This is a genomic window from Candidatus Rhabdochlamydia sp. T3358 (genome assembly GCF_901000775.1).
Lineage (GTDB): Bacteria > Chlamydiota > Chlamydiia > Chlamydiales > Rhabdochlamydiaceae > Rhabdochlamydia.
The window spans coordinates 17,012-33,885 of the sequence record NZ_CAAJGQ010000033.1; the positions used below are offsets into that span (position 1 = coordinate 17,012).

Sequence of the window (16,874 nt, forward strand, 5' to 3'; positions counted from 1 at the left end):
TGTTAAATTAATCACCAGCTTTAAGCACTTCCATAAAAGCAGACTGAGGGATATTAACTTTGCCAATTTCTTTCATTTTCTTTTTACCCTCTTTCTGTTTTTCCCATAGCTTGCGTTTACGTGTAATATCTCCGCCGTAACATTTAGCAGTGACATTTTTAGTCAATGCACGGATGGTTTCACGGGCTACAATTTTCCCTCCAATGGCAGCTTGGATAGGCACTTTAAATTGTTGCATGGGGATTACATCGACTAGTTTTTTACAGATAGCTCTTCCTTTGCCTTCAGCTTTTGTACGATGAACAAGACAGGAAAAAGCATCTACGGGCTCTTCATTAACACGAATCTCTAATTTTACAATATCGCTGATCTCATACTTTTCAAACTCATAATCAAAAGAGCCATAGCCTCGAGTAACTGATTTCAGTTTATCATTAAAATCGGTAATAATTTCATTTAAGGGGAATCTATAAGTTAATAGTAGCCTTTTTGCATCGATTGTTTCTGTTTTGGTAAGTTCTCCACGTTTATCCATTCCTAAGCTCATAATAGCACCTAAGTATTCAGAATGAGTCATAATATGACAAATCACCCAAGGCTCTTCAATATACTCAATAAAAGTAGGATCAGGATAATGTGCTACATTATCAATCAGCAGGTTTTTACCATCGGTTAGGGTAAACTTATAGACGACGCTTGGAGCTGTTGTGATGATGTCTAAGAGAAACTCTCTTTGAAGCCTTTCAAAAATGATTTCCAAATGCAAAAGACCTAAGAACCCGCAACGAAAGCCGAATCCTAAAGCCATGCTGCTTTCTTGTTCTACATGCAAAGCAGAATCATTGAGTTGGAGTTTGAAAAGAGCGTCTCTTAACATTTCAAAATCGGAAGAATCAACTGGATAAATACCTGCAAAAACAACAGGGGAAATCATCTTGAACCCAGGTAAAGGATCAATAGCAGGTTTGCGAGAAGAGGTAACAGTATCACCGATTTTTACATCGGCTGTATTCTTAATATTTGCTAAAAGATAACCCACTTCTCCTGGTCTTAGTACATCAACAGGCTTTTCTTTTGGAGAGAAAACACCTACTTCTAGTACTTCAAAGACCTTGTCTGTAACCATCATTTTAATCAAGGTTTTCTTATGGATCTCTCCGCTCATGACACGTACATAGACAATAACGCCTCGATAGGGGTCGTAGTGAGAATCAAAAACCAATGCACGAAGTGTATCATCGACAGGCTCAGATGGAGGGGGAATAAAAATGAGGATTTGTTCTAAAATGTCTTTAATTCCTATCCCGGTTTTAGCAGAACATAAAATGGCATGAGATGTATCTAATCCAATGACATCTTCAATTTGCTGTTTTACCCCTTCTACATCAGCAGAGGGAAGGTCAATTTTATTGATTACAGGCAGGATTTCTAAGTCGCGCTCAATGGCTAAATGCACATTTGCTAAACTTTGAGCCTGTACTCCCTGTGCTGCATCAACAACAAGCAAAGCGCCTTCGCAAGCAGAAAGAGAACGAGATACTTCATAGGAAAAATCTACATGTCCTGGAGTATCTATAAAATTCATTTGATAAAGCTCACCATCGTTTGCCAGGTAATACATCGTAACAGGGTGAGCTTTAATCGTAATTCCACGCTCTCTTTCTAGGTCCATATCATCTAAAACTTGATCCTGCATTTCACGAGCAGAAATGGTATTGGTAATTTCTAATAATCTATCTGCAATTGTGGATTTACCATGATCGATGTGTGCAATAATAGAAAAATTGCGAATCTGTTTGCGGTTGTATGTAAACATGAAAGTCCTAAAGAATTAAAGTCGATGCCATTCTACTACTTTTGGTTAAAGTGCTCAATTCAAATAAAAAACCCCTTTTCCGTATGAACAGAAAAAGGGGTTTTTTTATCAAATAATAAAAGGTAAAACTTTAACTAGTAGTTACCTCTTGCTCTACATTTGATTTAACAGCTGCTTCTGTTGGAATAGATTCAGCTGCAAGTTTGGCTTGCTCATCTTTCTCAGCGCTTAATTTTGTAAATTGCTTACCAAGAGAATTTGCTGCAAATATCCAACCAAGGATAATCACCAACAAAATACCACCAATGTAAGGAGTAACTGCTCCTAAAGAACCAAAGGCTACTATTAACCCTTGCTGTGCAAGTGAGCCACCAGATTTACCTAATCTAGCTCCTACAACGTCAATGGCAGCTTTTCCTTTAACCTTTGACTCTTGATCAAGAGGGATATAGGCCATTTCTTTTGTAGGGTCGAATAAGGAGTATTTAGCAGATTTACTCATGATGTTTTGAGCGGTTCCAAATATCACAGCTAGCATTAAAGGTGTTGTTCCCAATAGAGCAATCATCCCTGATAAAGAATCGCGGAAAATCACAAATGAGAAGAAGCCTACCCCTGTAATTAATAGAACAATCGGAGTAACCAAAGCACCGACTTTCCAACCAAAACGACGGGTTACATTACCTCCGACAAATAACATCATAAAGATGGTTATCGCTCCTGTAATTGTGGAAAACTGTCCCATAAAGGCTTGATATTCATTGCCATTAGGGTATTGGAGCTTCAGCTGCCCTTTCCAGGTCACCTCTACCAAATTAATCGCAATTCCATAGGCAATTACCAAAACGGCAATGCAACCAATGTATTTAGAGCGAGTTAGGAATAAAAAGCTCTCTTTGAGAGACATTTTGGGTTTTTCCTTTTTTGCACGGCGAAGCTCATTAGGATCATAAAATCTACTGTCTGTTAAGACATTTTTATCGATCCATCTATAGATTGCCATAATAATAAGCCCTGAGACGCAGACCATGCCAACCATGTAATTTATGGTAATCCCCCAAGCGTCAATTCCTGCAGCAAGTCCTTTTTGCATATTTGAAAAGTAGATAATAGCAGGGCCAGAAAAGAGCATGGCTACGTTTGCCCCTAATCCAAATAAAGTATAAAAACGCTTAGATTCAGATACTTTGGTAATGTCATTAGCAAAACCCCAGAAGAGTAAAGATATAGCTACGCTGCCCCATAATTCTGCCATTACATAGAAAAGGGAAAAGGTCCAATTTCTAAACATGGAGATCATTCCACTAAAACCTTGAGGAAGAATTGCTTGTAGCTTGTCAGCTAACCCATCAGGATGGAAAAATTCACGATTTGGATAAAATACGAGAGCAAATAAAGCAAAGTACCCAATGAAAAAAGAAATCGTGGAGTAAAAAAGCTTTTGTTTGCTAAAGATATTACTCAATTTAGAGTAAACAATCATAAAAAGAACGGCCATGGGTAGAACCGCCCATACCTTTAGAAAGGGAAGGGTTTCAGCGCCAGAGCCTGGAGCTGTAACAACTAGCGCATCTTTAGTATCTCGCAAGATTGTATAGTTGAAGTTAATGAAGAAGAATAAGAGGAACATAGGGAGTAATTTCTTTAGCTCGAAGTTATGCACCGGCCAAAGAAAAGATCTCCATTTTCCAAATTCGGTTTTTTTTGTTTCTGACATATATATTCCTTTAGACAAGATTCAAAACAATTTTTTTGTAAATTAAAAGTCGATTGCGATAGGCTTAAAAGGATTTTAAGCAAATAAAGTTTGACATTTCAAATCTACGTTATAACTAATAAATTATACCACAAATTTATTTCTTTTCAAGGGTAATTTACGAAATATTAAGAGTTTATTTACTTAAGTAAATATTTTTTTTAAAAGACCAATTATCTATATAAAGCATTAAAAATGAGATAAATAAGAAAAAACACCTGCTTTTTAAGTTGTTAAAAAATCAACAAACAGGTGCTTAATTAGAACTACTTGTTGCCTTGCATAGCGGAGAGGATATCCATTAGGGAAGCATTGGTAGGAGGGTTTTGCTGAGTATTGAGGGCCTCTACATAAGCATTCCACAAATCAGGCTCTACTCTAGAATGGCGAATAGAGGCGATTAATTCTCTTTTACAAGTTGCTAAAGATTTTTTAGGGGCTAAAATGGAAACCATTTCTTTATCTCCAGCTAAACGAGCAATATTAAGCATTCTTTCAATTTGATTGCGGGTAAAGGTGAGTTGATCACGACGTTTGCGAGAGCCTCTAGCAGCGCGTTGTTTAGGAGGGACAGCAGCAGGTCTTTCTGAGTTAATAATATACTTTTCGAGCATAGAACCAAGTTCATGAGGTTGGCGGGTTTTCATTTTTCTTAAAGTAAAATGATGCATATAGCCACCTGATGTCATGGGTAAATACTTACAGAGATCGTTCTCTTTTCTTCCATTGACTTTTTTAATTGCTTTTGCAATAACGTCTTCAATTTCTCGTAAGTTTTTTGTTTTATGTTCGACTATATCTTCTTTATGGTTCATAAGAGGCGTCCCTTTTGTTGCAAATTGTTTTCTTTTGAGTCTTTAGATTAAACTAAATTGTTTCTTTATTTTCAATCTTAATTTTACAGGCAACTATAATACAGTTATGAATTTATCTTTTTTAAATATTTAAGATCCTCTACACGGCTTTTAAATTTATAGAAAAGTAATTTCCTTTAATTTTATGACAAGTTTCTTTTTTTGCAATAATTATTTGTATTTTACAAGAAATCTCTAAGAAGATTTAATCTATTCAGATTTTTTTTAAATTCTGCTTAGTTTTTTAAGACAAATGTTGCTAATTTCTTCCCATTCAATTTGAAAACAAAGCCGTTTATATATAAGGACATTTGTTTGTTGACTTTGCTAATATCCTTCAGTGTTTTAGTTTTATATTTGAATTTTGAATGGATAAGGGTTTAGGATTATTCAATGCTTAGAAATAATTACAGGTTTACTAATCTGACAGTAATTGATAAAATGACTTTTTTTAAAAAGTTAGAGTTTGGTCTAAATGATTAATAAGTGGATAAGAATAGTCGGGTTTTTTGTTTTTATAGGGGGTTTAACTTGTCTTTCCCTGTTGTCTTGTTGTAGTAAAACCGGGGTATCCTCAAATGTATTTAATCAGTGGATGCAAACTAGTGATAAAATTAAAGTATTGTCTACTGTGGCCATGATAGATGATATTGTAAGACAAATTGGGAAAGAAAAAATTTTACACATGCCTCTTATTTCAGGTCAAATAGATCCTCATAGTTATGAAATGGTCAAAGGGGATGATGAAAAGCTTCAGATGGCAACTGTTGTGTTTTATAATGGTTTAGGCTTGGAACATGGAGCTAGCTTAAGCAATCACCTATTTAATCATAAGAATGCTATTGCTTTAGGAGATATAGTGGCTCATCAGGTTCCAGAAGAAATGATTTATATAGAAAGGACAATAGATCCTCATATCTGGATGGATATCTCATTATGGAGCCTAATCATAGATCCCATCGTGCAAGAATTATCTAGATTGGATCCTGATTCTGAAGAATTTTATAAGAATAATGCAGAGAATCTCTTAGAAGCAATGCAAAGAATGGATAAAAAGATTTGCGATGCGATGCATGAAATCCCTTCATCTCAACGTTATCTTGTTACAAGTCATGATGCATTTAATTATTTTACGCGAGCCTATTTGGCAAATCCAGATGAAGAGTATTGGCAAAGTCGAGTAAATGCACCAGAGGGTTTAGCTCCGGATGGTCAATTAAGCTCAAGCGACATTCAATACATTGTAAACTTTTTATTAGAAAAACACATCCAGACGGTTTTCCCTGAGTCCAGTGTTAATCGAGATGCATTGAATAAGATTATTCACGATTGTCAGAAAAAAGGCCTCAAGGTTCACATGGCTAAATCTCCTCTTTATAGTGATTCAATGGGAGGAAAGGGTAGTGGGGCTGATAATTATTTAGATATGATGTGGCATAATACAAGCGCAATTCTTTCAGAATGGGAAAAAAATTAAGGGCTTACATGCAAAATGCTATTGAGATAGAAAATCTTACAGTGACTTATGGAAAAACAGCGGTTCTTTGGGATATTAACTTAACTATTCCAAAAGGCAAACTCGTGGGAATTATTGGGCCTAATGGAGCAGGAAAAAGCACCCTTTTAAAAGCCATGCTAGAAATGGTTGATGTTCTATCAGGTACCATTAGTTTTTTGGACCAGCCTTTCAAAAAATCTCGTAATAAAATTGCTTATGTGCCGCAACGCTCTTCTGTGGATTGGGATTTCCCCATTACAGCTTTTGAGCTTGTTTTAATGGGTAGATATAACAAGATAGGATACTTGAAATGGCCTAAAGCAGCGGATAGAGAAGCTGCAAAAAAAGCACTAGAACTAGTAGGGATGCTTATTTTTGCAGATAGGCAGATTAGTCAATTATCTGGAGGGCAACAACAAAGGCTATTTATTGCTCGAGCTCTTCTGCAAGAAGCAGAATTTTATTTAATGGATGAGCCTTTTGCAGGAGTTGATATAGCAACAGAGAGAGCCATTGTGGTTTTAATGGATAAGCTCAAGGAACAAGGGAAAACCCTACTTGTTGTGCATCATGATTTATCAACTGTAAAGACCTATTTTGATTGGGCCATTTTATTAAATACTTGTTTGATTGCAAATGGTCCTGTGCAGGAGGTTTTTTGTTCTGATATGATTATGCGTACTTTTGGAAGATCTCATGTTTTATTAGATGAGGCGGCTCATTTAACACAAAGTAAGACTACAGGGGTATCGTGATTTTATCTTCTGTGTGGCAATTTTTTTCTGATCCTGTCCTGCAAGCACCAACAATTGCTAGCATGCTGATGTGTTTATCAAGCGCTCTTGTAGGAGTCATTGTTCTTATGCGCAAGCGCTCTTTGTTAGGAGAGGCGCTATCTCATGCGGCTTATCCAGGGGTTATTTTATCTTTACTCTTTTTATCCACTTTTTTTCCTGGACAATACGATTTGGTTTCCTTAAGCGTTTTAATCGGAGGATTTATTTCTGCTTGTATAGGTTTATGGTTTCTCGAAAAGATGCAGAAATTAACTAGAGTAAAAGATGATGGAGCCCTGTGCTTTATCCTTTCTTCTTTTTTTGGAATAGGGGTTTTATTTGCAAGTCGTATGCAAACGACAAATGTCATTTATTATAAAATGGCACAAATGTTTCTCTATGGGCAAGTAGCTACTATGACTGGCTCTCATATTTGGATTTATACAGGTCTAACTTTGACTGTTATAACCATTATCTTGCTTTGCTATCGACCTATTATTCTTGTTTTGTTTGACCGAGATTTTTCAAGGGTTTTAAATACTCCTGTACGGTTGATTGAAACGATATTATTTTTTCTTCTTGTCTTAGCGATTGTCATTGGGATTCGAAGCGTGGGTGTTGTTTTGATGTCCGGTATGTTGATTGCACCCTCTGTTGCTGCACGTCAATGGAGCAACCGATTAAGTAAGATATTTATTTTATCTGCTGTTTTTGGAGCTGTTAGTGGATTTTTAGGCAATTACTTATCTTTTGAAGTACCTAAATGGTTTGGCAATGAGAGGTTTTCTTTCCCAACAGGACCTATGATTTTATTAGCAGCTATATTTTTAGCTTTTTTCTCCTTACTTTTTAGCCCTAAAAGAGGTTTTATATTTCGCTTATGGCGAATTGCTAGGTTTCGATGGAATTGCAAAGAAGAAAATCTGCTTAAATTACTGTGGAAATTGCAGACCCAAGAAGGGTTATCCAAAAAAGAGATACAAGCAAAGTCTAGTTTGTCTTACGCTCATACCACATTTCTTCTAGGGTATCTTAAACAACAGGGATGGCTAAAAAAAACAGGTTTTAAGTATCACTTAACCAGCGATGGGATCCAAAGAGCAGCAAGAGTTATACGATTGCACAGATTATGGGAAGCTTATCTAGTTTACTTAGGACAGGGTATAGAGAAAGTACACCGAAGCGCCGAAGAAATGGAACACATCATCAGTCCAGAGATAGAGGCTCAGCTTACAGAGCTTTTAAATGATCCTAAACAAGATCCTCATTTGCAACCCATTCCGGCAAGGGAAACAACTTTATGAATCCCTATTTTGCAAAAGATTTTTTTTCCTTTTTTGCGGTATTTATCCAACGCTTATTTCTCTTTTTTAGCGGACAGCTGCCTTTGGCAGAAATAGCGTCTGATGAGCTGCAGATCTTTGTATTGAGCTTAATCTCTTGTGCAAGCGCAATTGTGGGAAGTTTGCTTGTCTTAAAGAAAAGCACTATGTTAGCAAATAGTTTATCTCATACGGTTTTATTAGGGATTAGCGTGGCTTATCTAGTTGTGGCCTTTTTCTCTCAACAACAAATGCAAGTTGTCATTGGAATCTACGTTTTATTATTAGCAGCTTTTATCACAGCCATACTTACAACTGTACTCACACAATTTCTCATTCATTCACTAAGGTTACAAGAAGATGCAAGCATTGGACTTATATTTACTCTTTTTTTTGCTTTAGGCGTGACGATTGTAACTATGTATACAAGGAGTACACATTTAGGAATAGAAGCTGTAATGGGTAATGTAGATGCTCTACATTTGGATGATTTAAAGCTTATTGCTTGGGTTGTTTTATTGGATGTATTTGTAGTAGGAATCTTTTTCAAAGAATTTAAAATGGTTATTTTTGATCCGTGCTTTGCAACAGTTTTAGGGGTAAGACCTTCTCTATTTCATTATCTGTTAATGATTTTAACCTCAGCTACTGTAATTGGAGCATTTCGGGCTGTGGGTGTTTTATTGGTGTTAAGCTTACTCGTCGGTCCTGTGCTCATTGCGCGAATTTTCACGAAACGTCTAAAGCCCATGATCATTTACGCTTGTATGATTGGATCTTTTTCTTCTGTGGTAAGTGTAGCTATGGCTAGGCATTTTCTCTCTGTGTATGATGTGCCTTTATCAACAGCTGGCCTTGTTGTATTTGTGATCACAGTTATTTATTGCGCTTCTTTGTTGTTTATTAAAATAAAAGAATCCGTCACTCTTTTTAGAGTAGCTAAACCACAAAAATACTAGAATTTAAGATGAGTACTGTATGAAGCAAAAGAATGTAGTTATTTTAGGTAGCACCGGCTCCATTGGAACCCAAACATTAGATGTCATTGATCATCTTAAGTCTGAAGGTTTTAATCCCATTGCATTAGCTGCTCACTCTCAAATTGATCTTTTGGAGAAACAAGTTCATAAATGGCAACCACAGATCGTTGCAGTCTATGATCAGCAAAAAGCATTTGAACTACAAAAACGCTTGCCTCAACAAAAAATTGTTACAGGTATAGAAGGGCTAAAAGAGGTAGCCTCCCTTCAAGAAGCGGATATTGTTGTATCCGCGATGTCTGGAAGCGTAGGGATAGAGCCTACTTTAAGTGCTCTAAAAGCAGGAAAAGATGTGGCTTTAGCTAATAAAGAGGTTCTAGTAGCTGCAGGGGAGCTCATCATGCGCACTGCGAAAGAACATGGGGCTTCTGTGATTCCCATCGATAGTGAACATAGCGCTTTATTTCAGTGCTTAGAGGGGAAAGACCATAAGTCTGTGAGAAGATTGCTTTTAACCGCATCTGGTGGGCCTTTCTTACACTATTCTCGCGATAGACTCTCTCAAGTCACGCTAAAAGAAGCTCTTATACATCCTACTTGGCAGATGGGAGTAAAAAATACCATTGATTCCTCGACTTTAATGAATAAAGGTTTAGAATTGATCGAAGCGCATTTTTTGTTTGGTATTACATCTGAAAATATAGAGATTGTTGTTCATCCACAGAGCGTCATTCATAGTATGGTTGAATTCATTGATGGTTCGATGTTGGCTCAAATGTCTGCTCCCACTATGTTAGTTCCTATTCAATACGCTCTGAGCCATCCTAAACGTTATCCAGGCCTAATCGAGCGGTTTGATTATACAAATTTTTCTAAGTTGGAGTTTTTACCGCCTGATCCTGGCTTTAAATGTATAAGCCTTTGTTATTATGCATTAAAGCAAGGAGGAACAACCCCTTGTTATTTAAATGCTGTAAATGAAGAATTAGTAAAAAGATTTGTAAGAGATGAAATTTCTTGGATGGATATTTCAGATAAATTAGAGAAATTATTAATGAAATATCAGCCAGAGAAAGAGCTAACTTTGGAAAAAATTCTAGAAACAGATAGACTTGGTCGTCTACATGCAAACTCTGTTTAAAAAGGTATAGGCATATATTATGATATCTAGCGTGATCTATTTTATTTTAGCAGCTTTTGGACTCGGTCTTATCGTGTTTATTCATGAGTTTGGTCATTATTGGATGGCTCGAAAAGAAGGAATGAAAGTAGAAGTTTTTTCTATTGGATTTGGGAGTCCCATTTGCGATTGGCAATACCAAGGTGTGAAGTGGCAGTTATGCTGGCTTCCCTTTGGGGGATACGTACGAATTGCAGGGATGGAAAAAGAAGGTCCTTTAGAGCCTTATCAAATTCCTAATGGTTTTTATGCAAAAAAACCTTGGGCGCGGATTAAAGTCGCTTTTATGGGGCCTTTGATAAACGCAGTTTTTGCTTTATTCATATTTTGCGTCCTATGGCTCTCTGGAGGAAGACAAGATTCCTTTTCAGATCATACGCAAATTGTAGGTTGGGTTGATTCTGATTTAGAAGCTTGCTTTTCAGAAATCTATCCCGGAGATCGCATTACGCAAATTAATAATAAACCTCTATCGCAGTTTAGACAGCTCTATGCTTATGTGGCTCTAGAAGAACAAGCTCCTAAGATTCAAGGGACTCAAATCAATTATCTAGACCAAAAGCAGTATCCTTTTACTTTAATTTGCAACGATGCAAATCAGTTAAAAGGAATAGAGAGAAGCAGATTGATTATGCAAGCTGTGCAACCTGCTAACTTTTTAATCTATTCTCAAAGCATTGGCGCTGTGAATTCAAGTATTCCTGCAGGCTCTCCCATGGAAAATAGCGGGATCGAAAATAAGGATCGCATTGTGTGGGTGGATGGAGAGATTGTTTTCTCAAGACAGCAATTAGTATCTACAATTAATCAAAAAAAAGCTTTACTTACAGTTAAAAGAGGTTCTGAGATCTTTCTAACAAGAGTTCCTAGATTAAAAGTTTCTGATTTACGTATAAATACCTTTCAAAAAGATGAAATTAGCGATTGGCAAAATGAGACTAAAATACAAGGCAGGCTAAATGACCTATATTTTATTCCCTATCAAATTACCTCTGATTGCAAGGTAGATCACTTAATTTCCTTTTTTAATAACGACTCTCAAGAACAGTTGCATGAATTAAAAAAAGGATCTTTTTTAGAAGTTCCTTTAGAAGCAAATGATCAAATCATAGCTGTTGATGGGGTAAGGATTCATTCAGGATATGAGTTGCTAAATCAACTGCAAACACATTTAGTGCAAATGATTGTCTCTCGAGATAGCCAAGCACTTGAGGCTCTTTCTTGGAAAACAGCCGATAAAGCATTTATCGATCAAGTAGATTGGCGTGGACTTGGGAAAATTGTTCATTCCATTGGAACAGATGAGTTAATAAAAACATCTGGTAATCTACATTTACTCAAACCAGTACAACCTAAGCCGTTTAATCAATTGCCCTTGCCAGAATCCATCAAGATGTTTCACACACATCAATTGCAAGAACAACGTAAAATGATTGACACCATTGAAGATCCCAAAATCAAAGACCAGGCACTAAAAACATGGCAAGATCAACAAAAAGAACTTAGATTAGGCGTGAGCTTAGCTGATTGTAAAGTAAACTATAACCCTTCTCCTTTAGTGCTTTTTTCAAGCGCCTTTCAAGAAATGGGTAAAACAATCATGGCTCTTGTTACTGGGATTTTAACCCCAAAGGCTCTAACAGGTCCGATTGGGATCGTAGAAATCATGCATACAAGTTGGGCTGAAGGAAGCAAAGAAGCCCTCTTTTGGCTAGGGATGATTAGTTTGAATCTAGGTGTTTTAAATCTACTTCCTATTCCAGTATTAGACGGAGGTCACATCTGTTTTTCTGTTTGGGAGTGGATTACTAAAAAACCCATCAAAGCAAAAACCATGCAGAAGCTGGTTATTCCCTTTGTCGTATTTTTAGTTACTCTCTTTATTTATCTTACCTATCAAGATCTCTCTCGGATCATAAAAAGGTTCTTGTAGCTATAGAAGAAAAGGACACTCTTTAAAAGAGTGTCCTTTATAATTTGATCTCTATTAAAAAATAACAGATTAAGCACACAAGACAAAAGATCAGTAAGCAATTTTGCGGCTTATATGAGGCAATCTAAAAAGCCTCATATTAAGTTGTCTGATAAGGAAAGTTTAGAGCTAGTTGCTTGCTAGAAAACCTAAAACTGGGGTTGTGAAGACGAAATTCGTTATGCTGACGACAAAATATTAGAACTAATCTGCTCAATCTGGGTAAAACACTCTTAATTCCTTATTTGGGTAAATGATGAAATAGTATAATATTCTTTTACGACTTACCACTTGGTCATTATGTCTCAAGTCAATCAGCTTTTACAGGATTTATCTAAACATTCGGATGCTGTGAAAAAATGCACTCGTCCACTGATTCATTTAGGTATTATGTGCTTCTACTACGTTCATATCAAAAATAACGGAGACTATGTGTTGTTAACGGATTGTCCTCACATCGATGAATATTATTTTGATGAGAAGCTCTATATCAAAGATCCCTACATTAGGCATCCAAGTAATTATCAACCCGGATTTTTCCTCTTTGAGCAGAATCAAAAAGAAGAGTTCAACCAATCTCTTCTATATCTCGTAAACAATTTTCAAATGGCTCCATTGATCGGTTATTGTGAGGAAAGTAAGAATGCTGTCGAATTTTATGGATTCTGGGGGAGATCTGATCAAAAAAAATCTTTTATGCAAGTCTATCTAAATTATTCTAGTTTGTTAAAAGCTTTCACGGGCTATTTTAAGAAACAGTGTAGAAACATTTTACAATCAGATACTGTTCCCTATCTTTCTTTAGGCGACCTAATAGGGAATGACTTTATCATCAGTGCTATTCATAAAAGTAAAAATGATTTTGATGCGATTTGTAAATATTTAAGAGAAATAGGTCTTGGTGACGAGATAAAAAAAGTTGAGTTGCTTTCACCAAGAGAGAGAGAATGTGTAAAACTGCTTCTTAAAGGAAAGTCGGCAAAAGAAAGCGGCAGAATATTGGATCTTTCTTTTAGAACGATTGAGCATTATATTGACAATGTAAAAATTAAATTTAATTGTCAATATAAAAATGAGATTTTTTCTGCTGCTGAAAGATTAAATGAACTAGGCTTGTTATAATGGCATATTTAGAACAATTTTCTTTTGAATCTCCAAAAATGCTAGTATTTTGTTTGGGAGGTCATACAGAATATGGCAAACTCGAAGTGCACGATGTAGTTTTTGTCGTGGCAAAAACTGATAAAGAAGCTATCGAAAAAATGAGAAAAGCATGGTTTGGAACACAAAAATCTCTTCATGTTGACTCGTGGTTGGTTGTAGAAAGCATAAATGGGTATGAAGTCCGCGTTACAAAGACAAAACCTCCGAATAAAAACACACACCTCTACTTTGTGAATTTAGGATATTACATTCCCTTGCAAATTGGAGAACATCACTTTATGACGCTTGTTACAGCAGGGTCTAAAAGAGAAGCAATGAAATTAGCAATGAATGAGTGTTCTTCAGATTTACATATGCTTCATCTTGATGATTTACATGATTTAGATGGTTGCATAAATATTGATAAAGTGGATGAATATTTTATCACACTGGAATACACAGGGTTGGATAAGGATCTAGCACAACCTATCAATGGATACCTAAACTTACGCAGTTAAGTGAAATGGAACCAAACTTGGACCAATGACTTGCTAAAATAGGCAAGACATAATTGGATAGTTGTAGTAAAACAAAACAGGTCAGGTAAAACCTAAACCTTATTCACTAAAGCTCAATTAAACAAAATAATCTTTAAAAATTAAATTTCTCAATCTTTCTCTACTAATTCATTTTGTTTTAACTGGTTTGCTTTGTAGTATCCCATAATAGAATGGATGCTATCAGAATTTTTAATTTTTACAGAATTGGGGTCTTTAATAAACTGTTTGATCCATTCAGCTCCTTCTTCAATGTTCTCAGCCACTTTATCGCTTAAACCATTCACAAAAGGATGAATGAAATCAGATACGTATGTTCCCAAGACTATAGCAGAGCTTGTATTATAATAGGTATCTTTCGGAGCCCAAGAAACTACTGGGATTCCATTTACTTTTGCCCACATCATCTCTGCACCTACTCCTAAGCCGCGAGATCCCCTTGCATCTACAAATATGATATCACTAGAAAATACGTAATGCATATCTCGACCAAATACTGTGTCTTGGTTAGTAAGATCACAATCTTTAAAAGCTGGGTTTAGAAGCACAACGTCAAATTGACTAAGATTAGATCGTAAACGATCCATATGTTGCTTAGTCCAATGTAATGCATCACTAGGGGTTTCATCTCCATTTGGAATTTTGCCAGCGAGATAAATAATAATTTTGCGTTTTAGACACCCTTCCATTTCTTGTGAAAAATCACGTCTATGATTTTCAAGAGCGTTTTTAAAAAAATTTGAGTTTTCCATTGATATAAGTTCCTTTTGAAAAAATAAAATCACCACTATAAATGAAAAAAGAATTCTATACATATCCTTACTCCTAGTTTCTGTAAAGCTGATCTTGATCCTTTTTTTAGATAACAAGAATACGAATATTTTACGTAAATCACTTCTAGGAGTTCTTCTTTCTAGAGGAACTCCTTCCCACTTCATCAGATTGGAAATTAAAAGCCATTGCTGATTAGATTAACTGACCAAACTTCATAGGTTCTCTCAAGGCTAAGAAGGTAAAAATAATATATTTAATAATTTAGTTAGCTTCATAGGGTATTCAATACGGTATTTAAAGAAAGTTCTTTTTGTTAATAAAAATACAAAAATGGTTTTAAATTGGAGAGTTTTGAGATTTGCAAGTAGGTATGTTGGCAGAGAATGGACTTCATTTTTTGGATGTAAAGATACGCGGTATTAGGAGAAAAATTACATGATGAGGCTTGTATTAGTATGGGAATAACATTAGCACTTATCGCAGGGGTTTTTAACTCTTTGACTAATTTCTGTGTAAAAAAGGGTATAGATATCGAAGGAACGGCTAAGCTTTTTTTTCTATGTCAAATACTAGCATCTAGTCTTTTTGCTCTTATTCTTGGGCCACTTTTAAAAGGAGAATTCACAATCCAATTGTATCCTTCACTTCTAGGGATATGTGCAGGAATCATTCTTTACATAATGCTATTTTCACTTGGTATAGCCGTTGAAAAAGGAACTCCTGGGTTAACTTTTGCAACTCTAAACTCTGCGACTATTTTGCCAGGGATAATAATGGCCTATCTATTCGGAGCAGATTGTGGTTTTTCTATTGGGCTAGCCCATGTTGTTGGTTTGCTTTTTGTGATAATAGGCCTTTTTTGGGGTGTAACTGGAGTCAAACAAATACGTGAAAAAAATGTTTGGATTACTTTCGCCTCAATGGTGTTTTTATTTCACATTTTTCTTCTATGTCTTTTTCAGTATCGAGCAATGCTCATAAAGGTGGCTGATCTAAAGCAATTTGATTCAGAATGGTTTACCCCATTTATGTTTCTCACATGTTTGAGCATTCAGCTTATTGCCTACCTTTATTCCAATCGCAGGTTCCCAAATCGTAAAGAAATCATGGTTGGTTTTGCAGGGGGATTAACAAACCTCCTTTGTACGCTATCTTTGCTTTTATCTGCAAAGAAAGCCCTTCCTTTTGAAAATGCAGTAATTTTCCCTATGGCATCAGTAGCAAGCATTCTCCTTACAAACTTTTGGAGTCAAAAATTATATTCCGAAGAAATTAATTGGAAAGCGTGCCAACTTTTAGTTTTTGGAATAATCATTGGTACAATCAATTGGAAATTGATTTTAACCAAAATTGGAGGGCTACTGGGTCTATGAGAAAAAATATTATTATCTATTTTATTACATTACTCACCGCATTCAATCTCTCATTAAATTTAGAAGCTGATGCAAATCTTCATTCAAGATTCCAATCAACGAATAGATTAAAAGAAAAATATGCGGTTGTTTCAGGGCAATCGATTATCGGAATGTTAGCAGCAGCAGTCTTAGCTAAGTCGGGATATCAAGTGGACTGTTTTGAAATCAGAGATGAATACACAAGGAACATACAATGGGCAGCAAGGCAATCATTAGTGAATGAGCTAGCATCAATTGATGAAAAACTAGCAGATTCTTTTATCAAGGAAGTTGTTAAGCCAATTTATAAAGGATCAACTCATGTATATGCCGATGGCTATCGCCGTAACAAGAGCCATGATGGCTTAGAACGAGGAGATCCTTCGAGGCTGCCTTCAACTTGTGATGAAATGATGGCTATGTCTTCAGTAGCTATCGCAGAAGCAAAAGTATTTGAAACTTTTCTCAAGAAGTATTTACAGTCGTTCCCAAACGTCCACTTATACAAAGGATACTTTATTGAAGGGCATCAGATTCCAGACCTCATTGTCATTGCTGAAGGGTTTAATAGTAAGTCGAGAAATGCTTTAAATATCCCATTAATTCCAGCAGCTGAAGATAAACTACAAATAGCTGGAACGTTAGGCTGATATTGCAACCATTTTTTAGACACTTAGAACATAAATTTTTCTATCTTCATTCGTATCGTCTCCGCGAGCTATGCAGGGCTCGCTTGCGATATCTTCATTAAAACTTTTCTTTTTATATCACTCTCTCAGCTGTACAATTCCATGCAGCCTCAAAATCTATAGGCGACACATATCCTAAAGTCGAATGCAATCTTTTGCGGTT

The 16,874-nt window shown here is 36.0% G+C and carries 14 protein-coding genes; 10 read left to right on the top strand and 4 right to left on the bottom strand.

Features of this window, described 5'->3' with window-relative positions; all coding sequences use genetic code 11:
• Positions 1-7 precede the first annotated feature (7 nt).
• From lepA to RHTP_RS07655, 3 genes are all read right to left on the bottom strand, one after another.
• Positions 8-1,816: a translation elongation factor 4 gene (lepA, locus tag RHTP_RS07645; RefSeq protein ID WP_138107528.1), complete on the bottom strand. Its 1,809-nt coding sequence runs from the start codon at positions 1,814-1,816 to the stop codon at positions 8-10.
• 130 nt (positions 1,817-1,946) lie between these two features.
• Positions 1,947-3,533, bottom strand: a complete 1,587-nt coding sequence (locus tag RHTP_RS07650; protein WP_138107529.1) for an NTP/NDP exchange transporter — start codon at positions 3,531-3,533, stop codon at positions 1,947-1,949.
• A gap of 305 nt (positions 3,534-3,838) precedes the next feature.
• Entirely contained in the window at positions 3,839-4,387 is a 549-nt protein-coding gene (locus RHTP_RS07655) for a hypothetical protein (protein ID WP_138107530.1), read from the bottom strand.
• A gap of 514 nt (positions 4,388-4,901) precedes the next feature.
• On the opposite strand from RHTP_RS07655, the gene RHTP_RS07660 reads away from it, so the two are divergent.
• From RHTP_RS07660 to RHTP_RS07695, 8 genes are all read left to right on the top strand, one after another.
• Positions 4,902-5,903 carry a metal ABC transporter solute-binding protein, Zn/Mn family gene (locus RHTP_RS07660; RefSeq protein ID WP_138107531.1) on the top strand — a complete coding sequence of 334 codons (1,002 nt, stop codon included), beginning with the start codon at positions 4,902-4,904 and terminating at the stop codon, positions 5,901-5,903.
• 8 nt (positions 5,904-5,911) lie between these two features.
• Positions 5,912-6,679: a metal ABC transporter ATP-binding protein gene (locus tag RHTP_RS07665; RefSeq protein ID WP_138107532.1), complete on the top strand. Its 768-nt coding sequence runs from the start codon at positions 5,912-5,914 to the stop codon at positions 6,677-6,679.
• Complete coding sequence (locus RHTP_RS07670; RefSeq protein ID WP_244609543.1) at positions 6,676-8,004, top strand: metal ABC transporter permease; 1,329 nt, start codon at positions 6,676-6,678, stop codon at positions 8,002-8,004. The genes RHTP_RS07665 and RHTP_RS07670 overlap by 4 nt, the downstream gene beginning before the upstream one ends.
• Positions 8,001-8,981, top strand: a complete 981-nt coding sequence (locus RHTP_RS07675) for a metal ABC transporter permease (protein ID WP_138107533.1) — start codon at positions 8,001-8,003, stop codon at positions 8,979-8,981. Before RHTP_RS07670 ends, RHTP_RS07675 begins: the two co-directional genes overlap by 4 nt.
• A 19-nt stretch (positions 8,982-9,000) precedes the next feature.
• The gene (dxr, locus tag RHTP_RS07680) at positions 9,001-10,143 is read left to right on the top strand and encodes a 1-deoxy-D-xylulose-5-phosphate reductoisomerase (protein ID WP_138107534.1); all 1,143 of its coding nucleotides are present in this window, start codon (positions 9,001-9,003) and stop codon (positions 10,141-10,143) included.
• A 19-nt stretch (positions 10,144-10,162) separates the two neighbouring features.
• Positions 10,163-12,115, top strand: coding sequence for a site-2 protease family protein (locus RHTP_RS07685; protein ID WP_138107535.1), 1,953 nt, complete (start codon positions 10,163-10,165; stop codon positions 12,113-12,115).
• A gap of 339 nt (positions 12,116-12,454) precedes the next feature.
• Entirely contained in the window at positions 12,455-13,276 is an 822-nt protein-coding gene (locus tag RHTP_RS07690) for a helix-turn-helix transcriptional regulator (protein WP_138107536.1), read from the top strand.
• Positions 13,276-13,815, top strand: a complete 540-nt coding sequence (locus RHTP_RS07695) for a DUF1543 domain-containing protein (protein WP_138107537.1) — start codon at positions 13,276-13,278, stop codon at positions 13,813-13,815. Before RHTP_RS07690 ends, RHTP_RS07695 begins: the two co-directional genes overlap by 1 nt.
• A gap of 149 nt (positions 13,816-13,964) precedes the next feature.
• On the opposite strand, the gene RHTP_RS07700 is transcribed toward RHTP_RS07695, so the two are convergent.
• Positions 13,965-14,606: a hypothetical protein gene (locus RHTP_RS07700; protein WP_138107538.1), complete on the bottom strand. Its 642-nt coding sequence runs from the start codon at positions 14,604-14,606 to the stop codon at positions 13,965-13,967.
• Positions 14,607-15,083: 477 nt separating this feature from the next.
• Between RHTP_RS07700 and RHTP_RS07705 the strand changes: the two genes are divergently transcribed.
• The gene (locus RHTP_RS07705; protein ID WP_138107539.1) at positions 15,084-16,001 is read left to right on the top strand and encodes a hypothetical protein; all 918 of its coding nucleotides are present in this window, start codon (positions 15,084-15,086) and stop codon (positions 15,999-16,001) included.
• On the top strand, positions 15,998-16,672 hold the full coding sequence (locus tag RHTP_RS07710; protein WP_138107540.1) for a hypothetical protein: 675 nt from the start codon (positions 15,998-16,000) through the stop codon (positions 16,670-16,672). The genes RHTP_RS07705 and RHTP_RS07710 overlap by 4 nt, the downstream gene beginning before the upstream one ends.
• Positions 16,673-16,874 lie beyond the last annotated feature (202 nt).

Coding starts and splice junctions, on each gene's coding strand:
- RHTP_RS07665 (WP_138107532.1), top strand. CDS start 5,912: ATGCAAAATGCTATTGAGATAGAAAATCTTACAGTGACTTATGGAAAA.
- RHTP_RS07675 (WP_138107533.1), top strand. CDS start 8,001: ATGAATCCCTATTTTGCAAAAGATTTTTTTTCCTTTTTTGCGGTATTT.
- RHTP_RS07700 (WP_138107538.1), bottom strand. CDS start 14,606: ATGGAAAACTCAAATTTTTTTAAAAACGCTCTTGAAAATCATAGACGT.
- lepA (WP_138107528.1), bottom strand. CDS start 1,816: ATGTTTACATACAACCGCAAACAGATTCGCAATTTTTCTATTATTGCA.
- RHTP_RS07690 (WP_138107536.1), top strand. CDS start 12,455: ATGTCTCAAGTCAATCAGCTTTTACAGGATTTATCTAAACATTCGGAT.
- RHTP_RS07660 (WP_138107531.1), top strand. CDS start 4,902: ATGATTAATAAGTGGATAAGAATAGTCGGGTTTTTTGTTTTTATAGGG.
- dxr (WP_138107534.1), top strand. CDS start 9,001: ATGAAGCAAAAGAATGTAGTTATTTTAGGTAGCACCGGCTCCATTGGA.
- RHTP_RS07695 (WP_138107537.1), top strand. CDS start 13,276: ATGGCATATTTAGAACAATTTTCTTTTGAATCTCCAAAAATGCTAGTA.
- RHTP_RS07685 (WP_138107535.1), top strand. CDS start 10,163: ATGATATCTAGCGTGATCTATTTTATTTTAGCAGCTTTTGGACTCGGT.
- RHTP_RS07705 (WP_138107539.1), top strand. CDS start 15,084: ATGGGAATAACATTAGCACTTATCGCAGGGGTTTTTAACTCTTTGACT.
- RHTP_RS07655 (WP_138107530.1), bottom strand. CDS start 4,387: ATGAACCATAAAGAAGATATAGTCGAACATAAAACAAAAAACTTACGA.
- RHTP_RS07710 (WP_138107540.1), top strand. CDS start 15,998: ATGAGAAAAAATATTATTATCTATTTTATTACATTACTCACCGCATTC.
- RHTP_RS07650 (WP_138107529.1), bottom strand. CDS start 3,533: ATGTCAGAAACAAAAAAAACCGAATTTGGAAAATGGAGATCTTTTCTT.